The sequence below is a fragment of the Pseudonocardia alni genome, from assembly GCF_002813375.1.
Lineage (GTDB): Bacteria > Actinomycetota > Actinomycetes > Mycobacteriales > Pseudonocardiaceae > Pseudonocardia > Pseudonocardia alni.
In genome coordinates, this window is record NZ_PHUJ01000003.1 from 1,587,335 (window position 1) to 1,599,887 (window position 12,553).

Annotated in this window: 13 protein-coding genes; 8 read left to right on the top strand and 5 right to left on the bottom strand. The window is 75.9% G+C overall.

Annotated features, from left to right (window positions below):
- Positions 1-51: 51 nt before the first annotated feature.
- Genes ATL51_RS08225 through ATL51_RS08240 form a run of 4 tightly spaced genes read right to left on the bottom strand, consistent with a single transcriptional unit; the run spans position 52 to position 3,043 of the window.
- Positions 52-405: a nitrile hydratase accessory protein gene (locus ATL51_RS08225; RefSeq protein WP_301548944.1), complete on the bottom strand. Its 354-nt coding sequence runs from the start codon at positions 403-405 to the stop codon at positions 52-54.
- On the bottom strand, positions 402-989 hold the full coding sequence (gene nthA, locus ATL51_RS08230; RefSeq protein WP_100878220.1) for a nitrile hydratase subunit alpha: 588 nt from the start codon (positions 987-989) through the stop codon (positions 402-404). The genes ATL51_RS08225 and nthA overlap by 4 nt, the downstream gene beginning before the upstream one ends.
- Positions 986-1,708 (bottom strand): SH3-like domain-containing protein, encoded by a 723-nt coding sequence (locus ATL51_RS08235; RefSeq protein WP_100878221.1) that lies wholly within the window; start codon positions 1,706-1,708, stop codon positions 986-988. Before ATL51_RS08235 ends, nthA begins: the two co-directional genes overlap by 4 nt.
- Positions 1,709-3,043 carry an MSMEG_0569 family flavin-dependent oxidoreductase gene (locus ATL51_RS08240; RefSeq protein WP_100878222.1) on the bottom strand — a complete coding sequence of 445 codons (1,335 nt, stop codon included), beginning with the start codon at positions 3,041-3,043 and terminating at the stop codon, positions 1,709-1,711.
- A 293-nt stretch (positions 3,044-3,336) separates the two neighbouring features.
- On the opposite strand from ATL51_RS08240, the gene ATL51_RS08245 reads away from it, so the two are divergent.
- The 8 genes from ATL51_RS08245 to ATL51_RS08275 all read left to right on the top strand — a co-directional run bounded on the left by ATL51_RS08245 (position 3,337) and on the right by ATL51_RS08275 (position 11,062).
- Positions 3,337-3,855 carry an MSMEG_0572/Sll0783 family nitrogen starvation response protein gene (locus ATL51_RS08245; RefSeq protein ID WP_062396325.1) on the top strand — a complete coding sequence of 173 codons (519 nt, stop codon included), beginning with the start codon at positions 3,337-3,339 and terminating at the stop codon, positions 3,853-3,855.
- 161 nt (positions 3,856-4,016) lie between these two features.
- Positions 4,017-5,177, top strand: coding sequence for an MSMEG_0568 family radical SAM protein (locus ATL51_RS08250; RefSeq protein ID WP_100878223.1), 1,161 nt, complete (start codon positions 4,017-4,019; stop codon positions 5,175-5,177).
- A 3-nt stretch (positions 5,178-5,180) separates the two neighbouring features.
- Positions 5,181-6,707: an MSMEG_0567/sll0787 family protein gene (locus ATL51_RS08255; protein WP_100878224.1), complete on the top strand. Its 1,527-nt coding sequence runs from the start codon at positions 5,181-5,183 to the stop codon at positions 6,705-6,707.
- Positions 6,704-7,570 carry a carbon-nitrogen hydrolase family protein gene (locus tag ATL51_RS08260; RefSeq protein ID WP_100878225.1) on the top strand — a complete coding sequence of 289 codons (867 nt, stop codon included), beginning with the start codon at positions 6,704-6,706 and terminating at the stop codon, positions 7,568-7,570. Before ATL51_RS08255 ends, ATL51_RS08260 begins: the two co-directional genes overlap by 4 nt.
- A gap of 1 nt (position 7,571) precedes the next feature.
- Positions 7,572-8,414, top strand: a complete 843-nt coding sequence (locus tag ATL51_RS08265; protein ID WP_073574377.1) for a carbon-nitrogen hydrolase family protein — start codon at positions 7,572-7,574, stop codon at positions 8,412-8,414.
- Between the two features lie 3 nt (positions 8,415-8,417).
- Positions 8,418-9,518, top strand: coding sequence for an MSMEG_0565 family glycosyltransferase (locus tag ATL51_RS08270; protein ID WP_100878226.1), 1,101 nt, complete (start codon positions 8,418-8,420; stop codon positions 9,516-9,518).
- 80 nt (positions 9,519-9,598) lie between these two features.
- Entirely contained in the window at positions 9,599-9,781 is a 183-nt protein-coding gene (locus ATL51_RS28070) for a hypothetical protein (protein WP_157818271.1), read from the top strand.
- Positions 9,782-10,156: 375 nt separating this feature from the next.
- Complete coding sequence (locus ATL51_RS08275) at positions 10,157-11,062, top strand: hypothetical protein (RefSeq protein WP_100878227.1); 906 nt, start codon at positions 10,157-10,159, stop codon at positions 11,060-11,062.
- Positions 11,063-11,307: 245 nt separating this feature from the next.
- Here the strand turns inward: ATL51_RS08275 and ATL51_RS08280 are convergent, their stop codons facing one another.
- Entirely contained in the window at positions 11,308-12,522 is a 1,215-nt protein-coding gene (locus ATL51_RS08280; protein WP_100878228.1) for a PucR family transcriptional regulator, read from the bottom strand.
- Positions 12,523-12,553: the final 31 nt, after the last annotated feature.

The window sequence follows — 12,553 nt, forward strand, 5'->3', positions numbered from 1 at the left end:
AGCGCGGGAATACGGTCACCTCCCATTCGGTCACCACCGGTGAATGTGCTTCTACCGAACGTGACCATGACCGTCGTGATCGTGATCGTGGTCGTGGTCGTGGCCGGCCGGGCGGGCGGCGAGACCCGCGGCGCGGGTGGACACGTCGGCCCCGCCCAGCCGACCCACGGCGACGAGCGCGTCCTCGCAGGCGGCGAGCCAGCAGCCGTAGTAGGGGGCGGCGGGGTCGGCGGCGAGCCGCGCGACCAGCCGGTCGCGGAAGCCGTCCCAGGTGAACACCCCCGCCTCGGCGAGCGCGACGGCCAGCCCGAATGCGCGCCCCTCCCAGGGCTCGGCGAACACCATCTCCCCGTTGGCACGCGGCGGGGCGGCGGGGCCCGCGACGTCGAGCAGCGGAGCGCTCACGACGGCTCCACCGCCTCGGCGACCCCGACCATCGCGTCCCGCCCGACCAGCCCGGCGAGCTGCTCGGCGGTGAGCCCGTCGGTGCCCGCGGGGCGGCGCGGCAGCACCAGGTAGCGGACCTCGGCCGAGGAGTCCCACACCTCGATCCGACGCTCCGGGGGCACGTCGAGGCCCATCTCGGCGAGCACGGTCCGCGGCTCCCGCACGACCCGGGCCCGGTAGGCGGGGTCCTTGTACCAGCTCGGGGGCAGCCCGAGGACCGGCCACGGGTAGCAGGAGCACAGCGTGCAGACCACGACGTGGTGCACCTGCTCGGTCTGCTCCAGCACCACCATGTGCTCGCCCTGCGGTCCGGTGAACCCGAGCGAGGCGATGGCCGCGGTGCCGTCGCGCAGCAGCCACTCCCGGAACTGCGGGTCGCTCCAGGCGCGGGCGACGACCGTCGCGCCGTTCAGCGGGCCGACGTCGCGTTCGTAGGTGCGCACGAACCCGTCGACCACGGCCGGGTCCACCAGCCCCCGTTCGACCAGCAGCTCCTCCAGTGCCGCGGTGCGCAGCGCCGGACCGGGATCGTCGTCGGTCATCGTGGCTCCAGGTAGGACTCGAACAGGTCGGCGTGCACGGTGACGTGCGGGTCCGCGCCGGGGCCCCACACGTCCGGCGCGGCGAACGCGACGGTGTACACGTGCTCGGGGTGCTCACCGGCGAACACCGCGTGGGTGTCGGGCAGCACGTGTGCGGGCCGCACCGCGGTCACGGCGCCGGGCGTCCCGCGCAGGTAGCGGGGCAGCTTGCACGGCCCGCGGCCGACCGGGCCCGCCGACGGTGCGGGCGGAGCGACGTCCGGGGGCTCGCGGCGGGCGCGGACCGGGTCGCCGGGGGCGAAGCGCGGCCCGGCGTCGACGGTCCGCAGCGACCCGGGCGCGGTGGGCGCGTAGTCGGGCTTCGCGACCGGTGGGTCGGCCGGCTCGGGCACGTCCTCGCCGCGACCACGCCGGGCCCGTGCCTCCACCGCGCCGCGCGCCAGGACGCCCGAGTCGACGAGCATCAGCTCGGCGGCGTGCAGCCAGCGGCCGTAGTAGCCGTCGTCGAGGTAGCGGGTGCGGTCCAACCGGGACAGCGCGTGCCGGAACGCGTCCAGGTTGCGCCCGGAGATGCGACCCATGGTCAGCGCAGTGAGCGCGAAGGCCCGGCCCTGCCACCGCTCACCGAAGGGCGGCTCCGGCTCGACGTCGGCCGGCGCCGTGACCCGCCCCCAGCCGGAGGCGCCCCCCAGGTCGGACGGGTCGACGGGATCGTCCACTCAGGACCCCAGGGCGAGGACGTTGCAGACGTCGCCGCGGCCGCCGGTCGAGGTCAGGCCGCGCTGCGAGCGGATCCGCTCGGCGAGGAACGCCGCGTCGGCGCCCACCCCGGAGAACCGCCCGGACCCCCAGGTCCACTGCCAGGGCAGGCCCAGGAAGAACAGCCCGGGGACGGCCGTCGTGCCCCGGCTGTGCACCGGCGAGCCACGGCCGGTGAACACCCCCAGGTCGATCCAGGAGAAGTTCTGCCGGAACCCGATGCACCACACCACGGAGGTGATCTCGGAACCGTCGAGCGCCAGCTCGGTGACCTCGCGCTCCGGACGCCACACCGGGGTGTAGCGCTCCTCGACCGGCGCGTCGACACCCTGCTCGGCGATCCAGCCGTCGATGGTGTCCTTGATGGACTCGCCGACCTCGTCGGCGTGGTCCAGTGAGGACTCCAGGTCGGGGGCGAAGGTGAGCCGGCCCCCCGCGTGGTCGGTCAGCGCACCGTAGAGGTGCATGCCCTCGGCGGCGAAGCGACGCAGGTCGATGTCGCGACCGCCGTCGCGCCCGGTGACATAGTGGTTGGCCTGGGCGCGCACGGCCTCGCGGCGCGGGTGCCGGGTCACCGGCATCCGGTAGTAGCCCATCTCGTCGAGCCAGTCGGTGACGTCACGGCCCCGGTAGAAGCGGGCCACCCGCGGCGCGTGCCCGACGACGAGGTGCACCCTGCGCCCCTCCAGGTGCAGGTCCTCGGCGATCTGGGCGCCGGACTGCCCGGACCCGACCACCAGCACCTCCCCCGGCGGTAGCCGGCCGGGGTTGCGGTAGTCCTGGGACCCGATCTGCGTGATGCCGGCCGGCAGCGGCTCGGACAGCGGCGGGGTGAGCGGCGTGTGGTACCCGCCGGTGGCGACGACGACCTGGTCGGCGGTGCACGTCCCGGCGGAGGTCTCCACGACGAAGGTCCCCCGGTCGTCGCGGTGCAGCCGGGTCACCGCGACGCCCTCGAGCAGCGGCGGGTCGACGAACGCCCGGTAGGCCTCCAGGTAGTCGACGATCTCGCCACGGACCATGAACCCGTGCGGGTCCGGCCCGGCGTAGGGGAAGTCCGGCAGGTCGCACTGCCAGTTCGGCGTGACCAGGCTGAAGGTGTCCCAGCGGTGCCGCTTCCAGGACGACGCGACGACGTCGCGCTCGAGCACCAGGTGGTCGATGCCGCGCACGTCCAGGCAGCGGCTCATCGACAGCCCCGCCTGTCCACCGCCGACGACGACCACCGTCCGGTGCTCGCCGTCGAGCTCGGTCGGCGGGGTGCGCCGGTCCTCGCGCCGGATCACCGCGGTCATGGGGGCCTCCTCGTGAGGGATCGGGGAACGCCACCACGGTCGACCCGTCGTATTACCGAATCGTGTCGTTCGGACGACGGGAGTATTGCCCCGTGTTACGCAACACGACGGTCACAAAGCGCTGATCAAGAATTGCCGTCGTAGTCCGCTCTCAACGTTCCGGAAACAGATCACTGGTGTTGTGGGCACTGCCGGAAACGGTGGGGCCCGATTCCTTCGCAGTGTCCCTCCCCCGGCGCTCCCACGCACCCCTAATCCCGGCGTGGATCCGTCACACCACGAGGAGCATCCCCATGACCAGCGCCGAGCTGTCCGACGTCGAGAAGAAGAGCCTCGAGGAGATCCCGCACCCCTCGCTGCCCGAGGGTTCGAGCATCTACGGCGGCACCAAGGTCTTCCCGGACCTGCAGGCCGAGAACGGCGAGACCTACTTCACCCTCGTGCACGGCATCGCCCACGAGTCCTCGGTCAGCTTCGTGGCCGTGCTGCAGGCGACCCGTGCGCTGCGCAAGGGCTTCGAGTCGGCCATGTACTTCTACGGCCCGGGCTCGCTGAACTGCCTGGCCACCCGCGGTTTCCCGACGACCGGCACGTCCGCGTTCCCCGGCGAGCACAACATCAACGACCAGCTCAAGACCTTCATCGGCGAGGGCGGCAAGGTCTACTGCTGCCGCTTCGGGCTGTCGCTGCACGGTGCCCGCGAGGAGGACCTGATCGAGGGCGTCATCCCGACGCACCCGCTCGACGTCCAGGACGCGCTCATCCACTACGCCCGCAAGGGCGCGATCATCAACTCGACCTACCAGCTCTGAGGAGACGGCGGGACGCCACCGCGTCCCGGATCCGCACCGAGATGCAGCTCAGGGCGCCCCGGCGTCCGTCGCGGCAGCCGTGGGCTGCATCTCGGTGCGGCCGGGTGCACCGGTCGCACCCCGCCGTACCCGGCCCGTCGCATCCCCGGAGGTCCGTCCGCATGTCCGCACCGTCCCGTACCGAGCCCGGTCTGCGGGCCCGCGCCGAGCTGGCCGTCCGCGGCGTGGGGCTCGACCCCGACACCGTGTCCGACACCGGACCCGAGCGCCCCTCCGGCGTGACCGATCTCGGGTCGGTCATCCCGCTGCGCCGCCCCGGCGGGGCCGGGCCGTCCGCCGACGGCCACGTGCTCGTCGACGGGCTGGCCACCACCGTCCCGATCGTCGCCGACTCCCCCTACCGGCTCCGGGACGGGCGGCTGCTGCGCCGCGAGCCCGGCGGCGGCGTGACCGACATGGGCGTCGCCGTCGACAGCGTCGCCCGGCCGGCGTTCTACGACCTCACCACGGCCGACGGCATCTCCTACGAGAAGATCGCCCGCCTGCACGGCGACGACGTGCTCGCCTCCACCGTGGTGCAGACCTGCGTGCGCTACGGCGAGGCGGACCGGTGCCGCTTCTGCGCCATCGAGCAGTCCCTGGAGTCCGGCGCCACCACGGCGGTCAAGACACCCGACCAGCTCGCGGAGGTCGCCGAGGCCGCGGTCCGCCTGGACGGGGTGCGCCAGATGGTGCTGACCACCGGCACCTCCAACGGTCGTGACCGCGGTGCCCGGCACCTGCTGCGCTGCGTGCGCGCCGTCCGCGACCGCGTCCCCGGGCTGCCGATCCAGGTCCAGTGCGAGCCGCCCGCCCCCGACGACCTCGGCGTGCTCACCGAGCTGGCCGCCGCGGGCGCCGACGCGATCGGCATCCACGTCGAGTCCCTCGACGACGACGTCCGCCGGCGCTGGATGCCCGGCAAGGCCACCGTCGGGCTGTCCCAGTACCGGGCGGCCTGGGACGAGGCCGTGCGGGTGTTCGGCCCGAACGCGGTGTCGACCTACCTGATCGTCGGCCTCGGGGAGGACCCCGACGAGCTCGTCGCCGGCGCCGCGGAACTCGTCGCGGCCGGGGTGTACCCCTTCGTCGTCCCCTACCGGCCGCTGCCCGGCACCCTCGCCTTCGCCGACGGGATTCCCGCTCCCGACCCGGACCTGCTCGCCGACGTCACCGGCCGGGTCGCCGCGGTGCTCCGCGCCGCCGGGATGCGTGGCGCCGACCAGGCCGCGGGCTGCGCGGCCTGCGGGGCGTGCAGTGCGCTGTCGGCGGCGGGGGGCTGAGCCATGAGCACCACCGACCCCCGCCCCCGCTTCGTGAGCGGGGCACCCCGTCACCTCACCCCCGCCCCCCGCTGGATCGCCGACGAGCTGCTCGGCGGCCGCCCGGTCGCCGGCACCGGCACCCCGCCGGTGACGATCCGCGAGGCCCGCGCCGACGACGCGGACGACTACGGCGTCGCCGGGTACCGTGCGCTGCGCCGCGCGGTGTTCTGCGTCGAACAGGGGCTGTTCCCCGACCGGCCCACCGCCGACCTCGACGACCACGACGCCGACCCGCGCGTCGTCGTCCTGCTCGCCCACGACGCCGACGGGACCCTGCTCGGCGGGGTGCGCCTCGGCCCGGCCCGGGCGGCCCACCCCGACATCGGGTGGTGGACCGGCAGCAGGCTGGTCGTCGCCCCCACCGCGCGGCGCCGCACCGGGGTCCGCGTCGGGGCGGCACTGGTCCGCGCCGCCTGCGCGCGCACCGAGGCCGCCGGCGTCCTGCGTTTCGACGCCGACGTCCAGGCCGCGGGCGCGGTCCTGTTCGACCGGCTCGGCTGGACCCGGGTCCGCGACTGCGAGGTCGCCGGGGCCCCGCACGTCACGATGCGGTGGCCGGTGACCCGCGTCCAGGACCTCGTCGTCGCCACCAAGGCACCGCTGGGTGCGCTGGTCGGTGGCCTCGGCCCGGCCGGATTCGTCGGCGACGACGGCGCCCCCGTCCCGGGCACCGACGTCGTGGCCTGCTGCGACGCGATCGTGCCGGCGATGGTCGAGCGCGACCCGGAGTGGGCGGGCTGGGCCGGGGTGCTGGTCAACGTCAACGACCTCGCGGCGATGGGTGCCGCCCCGGTCGGGCTGCTCGACGCCGTCGGCGCCCGGGACGCCTCCTTCGCCCACCGCGTGCTGAGCGGGGTACGCGCTGCGGCCGACGCCTACGGTGTCCCGCTGCTCGGCGGGCACACCCAGCTCGACGTGCCCGCGGCACTGTCGCTGACCGCGCTCGGACGCACCGACCGTCCCGTCCCCGCCGGTGGCGGCCGCGCCGGGCACCGGGTCCGGCTCACCACCGATCTCGGCGGCGACTGGCGTCCCGGCTACACCGGACGTCAGTGGGACTCGACGACCTCGCGCACCCGCGCCGAACTGGCCGCGACCGTCGGCGCCATCGGTCCGGACGCACCGCACCGCCCCGCCGCGGCGAAGGACGTGTCGATGGCCGGGCTCGCCGGCACCCTCGGCATGCTCGCCGAGGCCTCCGGCGTCGGCGCCGTCCTCGACGTCGCCGCCGTCCCCCGGCCGGACGGCGCCACCGCGGGCGACTGGTTCACCTGCTTCCCCGGGTTCGGCCTGCTCACCGCGGACGACCCCGGCGCACCCGCCCCCGACGCGGGCCCCGCGGTCTCCGCCGAGTGCGGCGAGCTCGTCCCCGGTGCCGGGGTCCGGCTGCGCTGGCCCGACGGCGAGCAGACCGAGGCCGTCACCGCGGGTGTCACCGGCATGGGCCACGCCGGCGCCCCCGCCCACCACCCCGAGGAGATTCGATGACGCCCACGATGTTCGGCGCCGCCGCGCAGGGCTTCGTCCGCGACCTCGACGAGGACTTCGCCCGGATCGCCGCCACGATCGACCGGGCCCGCGCGGCCGGGGTGCAGGTGCTCGCGCTGCCCGAGGCGGCGATGGGCGGGTACCTGTCGTCGCTGCACGACGTGCCCGGCACCCCCGCCGACCGCCCGCCGCAGCTGGACCCGGACGGGCCGGAGATCCGGCGGCTGGTCGCGCTGGCCGGGGACATGGTCGTCGCGGCCGGGTACTGCGAGACCGGGGACGACGCGTCCGGCGGGCGGCCCTACAACTCCTGTGTCGCCGTCACCGGGGACGGGATCCTCGGCCACCACCGCAAGGTGCACCAGCCGATCAACGAGAACTCCAGCTACGCCGCGGGTGACCGGTTCGCCGCGTTCGACACGCCGTACGGCCGCACCGGCATGCTGATCTGCTACGACAAGGCGTTCCCCGAGGCGGCCCGTGCACTGGCCGACGACGGCGCCCGGACCGTGCTGTGCCTGTCCGCGTGGCCGGCGTCGCGGACCAACCGTGCCCCGGTCCTCGCCGAGGACCGGTGGGCCCGTCGCTTCGACCTGCACGACCGTTCCCGGGCACTGGAGAACCAGTTCGTCTGGGTCTCGGCCAACCAGGCCGGTACGTTCGGCGACATGCAGCTGGTGGCGAGCGCCAAGATCGTCGACCCGGGGGGCGAGGTGCTGGCGACGACCGGCAGCGAGGCCGGACTCGCCGTCGCGACCGTCGACGTGGACGCGGAGGTGGACGCGGCCCGCCGCGTGATGGGGCACCTGCGTGACCGCCGTCCGGCGGCCTACGGGCCGGGCCCGGTCCACGCGGGGGTGTGAGGTGCGCGTCGCCGCGGCGGCCGCGAACTTCACCCGCGACGTCGCGTTCGACCTGGAGCGGATCGGTGTGATCGTCGCGCACGCCCGGGAGCAGGGCGTGCGCGTGCTGGTGCTGCCCGACGGCGCGCTCGGCGGCTACGTGCACGACCTGCGCAGCCCCGATCCCGCCGACCCGGACGACGGCGCGGTGCTGCCGCCCGAGCTCGACCCGGACGGCCCCGAGGTGCGCGCGGTCGCCGCGCTCGCCCGGGAGATGGTGGTGTGCGTCGGGTTCTGCGAGGCCGGCCCCGAGCCGGGTGTGCGGTGGAACTCCGCGGTCTGCCTGACCGGGGACGGTGTGCTCGGCAGGCACCGCAAGGTGCACCAGCCCGCGGGGGTCGCCGGGCTGTTCGCCGCCGGGGACGGGTTCACCGCGTTCGACACCCCCGCCGGGCGGATGGGGATGCTCATCGACCACGACAAGACCTTCCCCGAGTCGGCCCGCTCGCTCGCGCTCGACGGCGCGCAGCTGCTGGCCTGCCTGTCCGCCTGGCCGACCTCGCTGACCAACCGGGCGCCCCGGATGGCGCAGGACCGCCAGGCCCGGCTGTTCGACCTCTACGACCAGTCCCGCGCCGCCGAGAACCAGGTGCTGCTGATCTCGGCGAACCAGAGCGGGCGCAACGGTTCCCTGCACTTCCTGGGCCGGGCGAAGGTCGTCGGGCCGGGCGGGGACATCCTGGCCCGCACCTGGTCCAAGGGCGGGCTCGCCGTCACCGACGTCGAGCCCGACGAGATGATCGCCTCCGCCCGCGCGGTGCTGCACCACCTCAAGGAACGCCGACCCGACCTGTACCGGGGCTGAGCGGTGCGGATACGGCTGTCCACCTACTCCACCAGACCGCGCGGCGGGGTCGTGCACACCCTCGCGCTGGCCGAGGCGCTCGCCGCCGCCGGGCACGAGGTCGCGGTGTTCTCCCTGGCCCGGGGCGGGGACACCGGCTTCTTCCGGGCCGTCGACCCCCGCGTCGCGGTGCATCTGGTCCCGGTTCCGGAGATCGACGGCGAGACGGTCGGCGCCCGCATCCTCCGCTCGATCGACCTGCTGGCCGCCGGGCTGGCCGACGCCCCCGCGGTCGACGTCCGGCACGCCCAGGACTGTCTGTCCGCCAACGCCGAGGGCCGCGCGCACGGCTACGGCTCGCTGCTGCGCACCGTGCACCACCTCGACGAGTTCAGCACCCCCGAGCTGGCCGCCTGCCACGAACGCGCGCTGGTGCATCCGGCCGCACTGGTGTGCGTCTCCCGGGCCGTAGCCGCGGAGGTGCGCGCCGGCTGGGGCCGGGAGGCGACGGTGATCGGCAACGGCGTCGACGCCGCCCGGTTCGCCCGGGCCGCCGACGCCGGCGCCGGCGCGCCGTGGCGGGCCCGGTTCGGCCGCTACGTGCTCTCGGTCGGCGGGATCGAGCCGCGCAAGGGCACCGCCGACCTGGTCGAGGCGATGGCGCTGCTCGGGCCCGGTGCACGCCTGGTGATCGGCGGCGGCGAGACGCTGTTCGACTACCGCGACTACCGCGCCCGGGTGCTCGCCCGGGCCGACGAGCTGGGCGTCGTCCCGGACATCCTCGGCCCCGTCGACGACGACGCGCTGCCCGGCCTGATGGCGGGTGCGGCGGCGTTCGCGTTCCCGTCGGCCAAGGAGGGCTTCGGCCTGGCCGCGATGGAGGCGCTGGCCGCCGGGGTCCCGCTGGTGACCCGGGACCTGCCGGTGCTGCGCGAGGTGTTCGGCGACGCGGCACGGTTCGCCCGCGACCCCGCCGGGTTCGCCGCCGCGCTCGCCGACGCGCTGGCCGCCCCCGACCCGCGGCGGGCGGCCGCCGGTCGCGCGCTGGCCGCCGACCACACCTGGACCGCGGCCGCGGACCGACACGCCGACCTCTACCGCACCCACCTCGCCGACCGCGCGTGACGACGACGGGGTGACGAGGACCACACCGACTGCGCTAGCCTGGGGTGACCACACGACGACGACGTCCCGGGGGTACGCCGATGCCTGCTCACGAGGCACCCGCTCCGGCCACCGTCGTGCCCCTGTGCCGCGCCGCCCGCCACGGCGACGCCGCCGGGGTCCGCTGCCCGCACTGCACCCGCCCCACCCGCGACGACCGCGACGCCGTCGTGCTGCGGCTGCCACGGCTGCGCGGCCACGAGGTGCTCGCGGGCGAGCTCTGACCCACCGCCCGCCCGGCCCCTCCGCGCCCACGCCGGTCCGCCGCTGCCGCACCGCTCCGCCGCTGCCGCACCGCTCCGCCGCTGCCGCAGTGCTCCGCCGCTGCCGCAGTGCTCCGCCGCTGCCGCACCGCTCCGCCGCCCACACGCTGACCCGTCGCCCGCGCACCGGTCCCCCGCCCGAGCCCTGATCCGCTGCGCGCGCGGTGATCCGCACCCCGCGCAGTGATCCGCTCGGCGCGCGTGTCCGAACGCGCGCGCCGAGCGGATCAGCGCGCGAAAGGGCGATCATCGGGTGCCCGTCCACAATCGCGGGAATGCTCCACAGGTGGCGGATCCGCTCCGGCGCGGGCGCCGGGCGCGGGCAGGGTCGGGACCGTGGACGAACCGCTGCTGCGCCGCGACCTCCTGAGGCTCGGGACGACCGAGGCCGAGATCCGCGCCGCCCTGCGCAGCGGGCGATGGACGGGGATCGGCCCCGGTGTGTACCTGGAGACCGGCGACGAGCGTCTGCGATTCGCCTCGACGCGGCACGCGACCCTGGTGGAGGCGACGGTCCCCTCGCTCGCCCCCGGGGCCGTGGTCAGCGGTCCGTCCGCCGCCGTTCGACACGGCCTGCCGGTCTGGGGCGTGCCCCTGGCCACGGTGCACGTCACCCGGGACGGCGCGTCCGGCGGGCGCGGCGGGCCGCGGATGCGCGTGCACGCCTCCCCGTTGTCCGCCGACGAGGTCGTCGACGTCCGCGGCATCGCGACGACGTCGGTGGCCCGCACCGTCGTCGACGTGGCCCGCACGGCACCGTTCGAGACCGCCGTGGCCGTCGCCGACGCGGCCCTGCACCGCCACCTCGTCACGCCGGACCAGCTGCGGGATGCGGTACTCGCCGCCTGCGGGCGCCACGGCGTCGGCCGGGCCCGGGCGGTCGTCGCCTTCGCCGACGCCCGCGCGGACGGGCCCGGCGAGTCACGCAGCCGGGTCCGGATGGCGCGCCTGCACGTGGCGAGGCCGGTGCTGCAGCACGCCGTGCTCGACGAGCGGGGCCACCGGATCGGGGTCGTCGACTACTGGTGGCCCGACCACGGGGTGGTCGGGGAGTTCGACGGCCTCGGCAAGTACGGGCGGTCGCGACGCCCGGGAGAGAGCGCGGCCGACGCCGTCGTCCGGGAGAAGCGGCGTGAGGACGCCCTGCGGGCCCTGCCCGGTGTGCGGACGGTCGTGCGCTGGGCCTGGGAGGAGCTCGACGACTTCGCCGCCGTCGCGCAGCGGCTCCCGCGGACAGCATGATCCGTACCCCGCGTGGTGATCCGTTGCCCGCGCGTGTCCGGACGCACGCGCGAAACGGATCACCGCGCGGCGAGTGGATCAGCACGCGGACAGCGGATCGGCACGCGGCAGGAGGGAGTGCCGCCAGGGCGGCGGGCCGGCACGCAGCCGGCGGGCCGACGCGCGACCGGCGGATCACCGAGGCCGGCGGACCACCGAGGCCGGCGGATCACCGGGGCAGCCGACAGGGCGGTGCGCGGAGCCGGTCAGTCGGCCGGGCGCAGCACGGTCGCCCCGAGGATCCGGCAGGCCAGGAGCGCCACCTCGACGTCGAGCCGGTCGTCGCCGAGGGGCCGGCCCCGGACCTCCTCGGCGCGGCGCAGGCGGTACTGCACGGTGTTCTTGTGCAGGTGCAGCTCGCCCGCCGCCGCGACGAGACTGCCGCCGCCGCGCAGGTAGGCGGCGAGGGTGTCACGGAGCCGGGCGTGCTGCTCGTCGTCGATCGCCAGGTCGCCGAGGATCTCGGCGACCCGGGCGGCGAGCAGGTCGGTGCCCGCGTCGAGCAGCAGCAGCGGGCCGAGGTCGTCGGCGGTGGTGACCGGGAGCCGGGCGGCGGGAGCGGCGGCGGTGACCACCTCCTGCACCCGGCGGGCCCGGCGGTGCGCGCCGCGGAACCCGTCGAGGCCGCGGCCGGGCCCGCCGAGCGCGACCGACACCGGTCCGGGCGGCAGGGTCACCGGCCCGCCCGTGCCCGGGTACCAGGCCCAGGAGGTGACCGCGTCCGGGGCGACGACGAGCGGGGCGCGGGTGCAGCCGAGGGCGGCGCCGACGTCGCCGACGGCACGTTCCAGGGCCCGGCCGGGATCGGGGGCGTCCTGGTCGACCCAGAGCACCGCGGCCAGGTGCTCCCCCGCGACCGGGTGCCCGAGCGCCGCCTCGACCTCGGTGACGGTGCCGCCGCGCCCGGCGAGCACCGCGTCGACCATCGCGAGCCGGGCCGCGTCACGGCGGCGGACCCAGCCGTCGCGTTCGGCCTGGTGGACCGCGACCATCTCCTCGGAGACCCGGTCGACGTAGCCGAAGGCGACCGCGGTGAGCGCACGGACGGCGTCCCCGACCTCGGTCGTCCCCAGCCCGGACCCGGCGATGCGGCCGATGAGCTCCTGCTGGAACACCGACTGGCCCAGCCGGTAGGCCCGCAGGACGACCGTGACCGGGACCCCCTGCTGGGCGAGTCGGCGGGCGAGCTCCCCGGCGACCGGGGGGAGCGGAACGTCGTCCTGGGCCCGGCCGGTCAGCACGACCAGCGCTCCTTCCAGCGAGCCCTGCACGGTGGCGACCAGCAGCTCGCGCACGCGGGGGTCGCGGCCGAGCTCGGGCAGTCCGGCGTCGATCTCGACGAGCACCCGCGCACCGAGCGCCTCGACGTCGCCGTGGACCTCGGTGGCGAGGCGGGCGAGCAGGGCGGTCACCGTCGACACGGGACCGACCGTAGCGCGACGCCCGCCCGGC

What these genes read in the sequence shown, in the direction of transcription:
- ATL51_RS08245 (WP_062396325.1), top strand. Translation starts at nt 3,337, where the DNA reads ATGACCAGCGCCGAGCTGTCCGACGTCGAGAAGAAGAGCCTCGAGGAG.
- ATL51_RS28070 (WP_157818271.1), top strand. Translation starts at nt 9,599, where the DNA reads ATGCCTGCTCACGAGGCACCCGCTCCGGCCACCGTCGTGCCCCTGTGC.
- ATL51_RS08250 (WP_100878223.1), top strand. Translation starts at nt 4,017, where the DNA reads ATGTCCGCACCGTCCCGTACCGAGCCCGGTCTGCGGGCCCGCGCCGAG.
- nthA (WP_100878220.1), bottom strand. Translation starts at nt 989, where the DNA reads ATGACCGACGACGATCCCGGTCCGGCGCTGCGCACCGCGGCACTGGAG.
- ATL51_RS08240 (WP_100878222.1), bottom strand. Translation starts at nt 3,043, where the DNA reads ATGACCGCGGTGATCCGGCGCGAGGACCGGCGCACCCCGCCGACCGAG.
- ATL51_RS08255 (WP_100878224.1), top strand. Translation starts at nt 5,181, where the DNA reads ATGAGCACCACCGACCCCCGCCCCCGCTTCGTGAGCGGGGCACCCCGT.
- ATL51_RS08260 (WP_100878225.1), top strand. Translation starts at nt 6,704, where the DNA reads ATGACGCCCACGATGTTCGGCGCCGCCGCGCAGGGCTTCGTCCGCGAC.